Source organism: Klebsiella sp. Ech2A (assembly GCF_030078455.1).
GTDB classification, from domain to species: Bacteria; Pseudomonadota; Gammaproteobacteria; order Enterobacterales; family Enterobacteriaceae; genus Klebsiella; species Klebsiella terrigena.
On record NZ_JAQGFU010000279.1, the window covers coordinates 1 to 4,130 of the forward strand.

The 4,130-nt window shown below is 55.7% G+C and carries 5 protein-coding genes; 2 read left to right on the forward strand and 3 right to left on the reverse strand.

Going from position 1 to position 4,130, the window contains the following annotated elements:
* Window positions 1-834, reverse strand: an 834-nt coding sequence (locus PFH44_RS25325; RefSeq protein ID WP_283826531.1) for a PTS transporter subunit EIIC, incomplete at its 3' end; no start/stop codon positions are given.
* Window positions 835-1,095: 261 nt separating this feature from the next.
* Here PFH44_RS25325 and PFH44_RS25330 point away from each other — a divergent pair.
* The gene (locus PFH44_RS25330; RefSeq protein WP_237373977.1) at window positions 1,096-1,794 is read left to right on the forward strand and encodes a GntR family transcriptional regulator; all 699 of its coding nucleotides are present in this window, start codon (window positions 1,096-1,098) and stop codon (window positions 1,792-1,794) included.
* Window positions 1,795-1,964: 170 nt separating this feature from the next.
* Here PFH44_RS25330 and PFH44_RS25335 read toward each other — a convergent pair whose 3' ends face one another.
* Together PFH44_RS25335 and PFH44_RS25340 are read right to left on the reverse strand one after the other, a co-directional pair.
* On the reverse strand, window positions 1,965-2,621 hold the full coding sequence (locus tag PFH44_RS25335) for a TenA family protein (RefSeq protein WP_283826532.1): 657 nt from the start codon (window positions 2,619-2,621) through the stop codon (window positions 1,965-1,967).
* A complete protein-coding gene (locus PFH44_RS25340) occupies window positions 2,621-3,466 on the reverse strand; it encodes a BtpA/SgcQ family protein (protein ID WP_283826533.1) in 846 nt (281 codons plus the stop codon). The genes PFH44_RS25335 and PFH44_RS25340 overlap by 1 nt, the downstream gene beginning before the upstream one ends.
* Before the next feature lie 26 nt (window positions 3,467-3,492).
* On the opposite strand from PFH44_RS25340, the gene PFH44_RS25345 reads away from it, so the two are divergent.
* The coding region (locus PFH44_RS25345; RefSeq protein WP_283826535.1) for a PfkB family carbohydrate kinase at window positions 3,493-4,130 on the forward strand (638 nt) is incomplete at its 3' end.

The window sequence follows — 4,130 nt, forward strand, 5'->3', positions numbered from 1 at the left end:
GGTTAAAAAACGCGCCGAATCGCTTAAGGCGCCGCCGGTATTGCTGGCAATTTCGGCGAGAAAAATGGGCTTCGCCCCGACGACCGTTTGGCCGTCTATCAGCAGCTGCCCGCCGATGGAGGTAAACACGAAGGGCGACCAGATCAGGTGGTGTAAGCCTGTTGGTATAAGAAAGCGGTTAAGAAAGCCGTACAGAAACACGCCCGCCGCACCGAAGGTTTTCATCACGCCGGTGAGCGCCGATATGCCATGCTCAACAATCGGCCAGACATAGACGGTACCGATGGCAAACAGGCCCACCAGCGGGATCATGACGATCAGCACCAGCTTGCTGTTGCCATAGATGGAGAACGCGCCCTGAAACTCTATCGCCACGAAGCGGTTATGGATAAACGCCACGACGCAGCCGAGAATGATGCCGAGAAACACCCCCATATCAATGACCTGGAAGCCAAAAATAAAGGTTTGGCCGCTGCCGTATAGCTGCGCATTGCTGCTGCCTTCGGCCAGCCGTTGCGTGAGGGTTAGCCAGCTGTTATTCGCCGCCAGGTACATAAACCAGGTCATGGCCGCCACGAAAGCCGCTTCCGCTTTGCGGCTTTTTGCCAGCCCGCTGGCCAGCCCGAGGCAAAAGAAAAAGCCGAGGTTATTCATGATTGCCCAAAGCATACTGGAAACATATTTACCCAGTAGATAAAGCGTGCTGCTTTCGGCCACCCATATTTTATTGGTAGTGATGCTGAGTAATGCAATCAAAAGGCCTACGACCGGCAGATATAAAACTGGCCCAATCATCGCCTTCGAAAAGTCCTGTAATTTTTTAACCCCAACCATTGTCGACCCCTTTGCCATCCGACGCCTGCCAGCGCCGCGGAACATGGAACCCAGCTTAAGTCGAGGTCGAAATAAATCAGATCGGCAAAACCATCATTTGTGACAGAAGTCATATACCTTTGGGTAGAATAGATATATATGTAAAACCTTATTTTTAGATGACATTGTGCCGATAGCTTTCAATCGTCAATTTATTTAGATATTAATCAATGCATTAATCTAAATATCGCAAAGTCACTCATCAACCTGAGACATCTATAAGTGATATACAAATCAATTGCAGGTGAGCTAAAAAATCGCATCAACAGCGATGAGTACGAAATCGGCGATGCGCTCCCCAGCGAGAAGACGCTGGCTGAGGAACTGCAGGCGTCGGTGATGACTATCCGCAAGGCGCTGACGCTGCTTGAAGAGGAAAAGCTGATCGTCAAACGGCACGGCAGCGGCTCGTACGTGGCGCGCAAGAGCAACTACCACGGCGGCGAACTTGATGGGTTTAATTACCAGATGCATGTCGTCGGCGTGACCAATTACCGCAATAAGGTGATTGAATTCACCATGATCGACGCCCCGTTGGCTATCGCCCAGCAGCTAAAAATTGAGCCGGGAGAAAAAGTCTATTACGTCAGGCGCATTCGCCTTATCGACGACGTGCCCATTTTGATTGAAAACAGCTATATCCCGGTGGCGGTTTTCCCCTGGTTGAGCATCGGCAATCTGGAAAGATCGAAATTTAACTATTTCAAGAAAGAGTGCAATATTTCCATTCTGGAGAGCCACCGCAGCTATTCCCCGGTTCTCGCCACCCGCGAACAGGCGGAGTTCCTGCAGGTACCGGCAAACAGCCTCCTGCTGCGGGTCCAGTCGCTCAGCTACGCGCAGAATAATATCTGCGTCGATTTATCCGATATCTACCAGAACACCAACAAATACAACGTCAAACATATCACCCGTCGTTAGGCCGCCAGCTTTCGAAGGCGGCGCGCGACGGCCTGAGGCTTCCTGCTGCTCCCCCGGAGCGCACGCATGCAGGCAGCGCAGGGGGATCGGCTGCCTCCTCTGCCCCACGATGCGCCGGATACCCGATTTAACGCTCCGGTGGCAGGGGCGCCGTTTCAGGTCGCCCCTGTTTATCGCTGCGGCTGCGCTTCATACGCCGCGGTATGGAAATCGATCTCCCACTGCAGCACCTCGCCGTACAGCGCCGACAGCGCCTGCTTTTCGCTTTCATTAAGCGCCATTGCGCAGCGGTCCAGCTCCGCCTTCAGCCAGCAGGCCTGGCGGTAGAACTCCTCCTCCGCATGCATCTCGACCCAGCGCCGCAGATCCGCGTCGCTCTGGGGGCGCTCGCTCACCCGCCGGCACCACTGATAGTACATCCACTCCGCGCCGAACATCAGGGTAATAATCTGTTCATAGCTCCCCTCCCGGGCAATGCGCAGCATGCCGTCGCGAAAGCGGCTCACCCCGGGGCGGTCGTCCGGATAGTCGGCAGGATTAACCCGGCGCTCGGCCAGCACCTGTTCAAACCAGGCGATCTGGGTGTCCACCAGCGCGTTGAGGACGCCGATCAGCCAGCGCTGCTGGCGAATATCCGGCGCCTTGCTGACGCCGAGGGCAAAAATGGCAATCGCCGTGGCGACAAAGTTGCCCTCAAAGACCAGATAGCGGTTAAAAACCGCCTCTGGCAGGTTGTCCTGCTCGATATCGACCACAAAGCGGTGCTGCTGCATCGCCTGCCAGACCTGCTGATGTTCACGCAGCAGGCGCTCGCTAAAGTCCTCCATTACGCCTCCTCCAGCGCGGCCTGAGCAACCGACATAAAGTGCTTCACCCGCGCCAGATCGACATCGTTCCACCAGACGCCGTCCACCTTCATGGTGCTGGCGACGATCACCCCCTGCGTGCGCCCGAGGATCTGGCAGACGTTGGCCGGCGTCACGCCGGAGCCCACCAGCAGCGGCAGCTCGGTGGCGGCGCGGATCTCATCGATCTCCTCCATGGTCGCGCTATCGCCGGTGCGCTGGCCGGTGGCGATCACCGCGTCGGCCTCGAAGAAGTCCACGTCGCGGGTCAGCTCCTGAATCGAACGGTCGGCGACGATGGCGTGGCTGCCGTGCTTAACGTGGCTGTCGGCAAAGACGCGAATGTGCTCCGCGCGCAGCTGGCTGCGATAGCGCAGGGCCTTCGCCGCCGCCCCTTCAATAAACCCCTCGTTGGCGATATAGGCGTTGGCCCACTGGTTTACGCGGACGAAATCGGCCCCGCCGGCCAGCGCGGTAGCCAGCGCGGGGATCGCAGCGTTGGCCAGCACGTTAATCCCCAGCGGCACGCCGAAACGCTCGCGAACTTTCTCAGTAATGACCGCCATTAGCGCCGATGTTTCAGGGCCAATATCCTCCGGTTTGGCAAAGGGAATATCGCCGTGGTTTTCAACAATCAGGCCGTGAACGCCCCCCGCAATATAATTTTCGGCATCCCTTAGCGCTCTTTCAATAATATCATCCACTGATTTACCACGATATTTAGGCGTCCCTGGAAAGGGGTCGCAGTGAATGACACCGATGACAGCTTTGCGACGTGAAAAAATATCTTGTATTGCGTTAGGTTTTTCTGCTGATATAGAAGTCATGTTATCCATCCTGTTAAGGGAACACTATGCGTGTTTACGTTATCGGTAATATTACCGTAGATGAAACCTGGTCTATTTCGGATATTCCTAAAAAGGGCACCTCGATTCATGGCATTAAAGTTTCGCAGGATCTCGGCGGAAAAGGCGCGAATCAGGCGATTATATTATCCCGCTGCGGCATAGATACGCGCTTAATTGCGGCCACGGGAAATGACAGCAACGGAGCCTGGATACGCCAGCAGCTAATAAATGAACCATTGACGCTGCTACCCGTCGAAAATTTCAACCAACATAGCGATACCTCGATTATCTTAAATAGCGCCGATGGCGATAATGCTATTATTCCCACCACCGCCGCCGCCGATACCTTTAGCCTCGATGATATTCTGCCGCATCTGGCAGAGGGCGCTGCGGGCGATATTGTGCTGCAGCAGGGTAACTTCTCGCTGGAAAAGACGCGGGCCCTGTTCCAGTTCGCCAAAGCGCGCGGGATGACCACGGTATTTAACCCTTCGCCGGTCAATCCTGATTTCTCCCTCCTGTGGCCGCTTATCGATATCGCGGTAGTGAATGAGTCGGAAGCGGAGCAGCTGCAGCCCTACGGCGTACCCACCCTCGTCATTACCCAGGGCGCCGCCGGCGCCTGGCTGGTTCGCGATGGCCA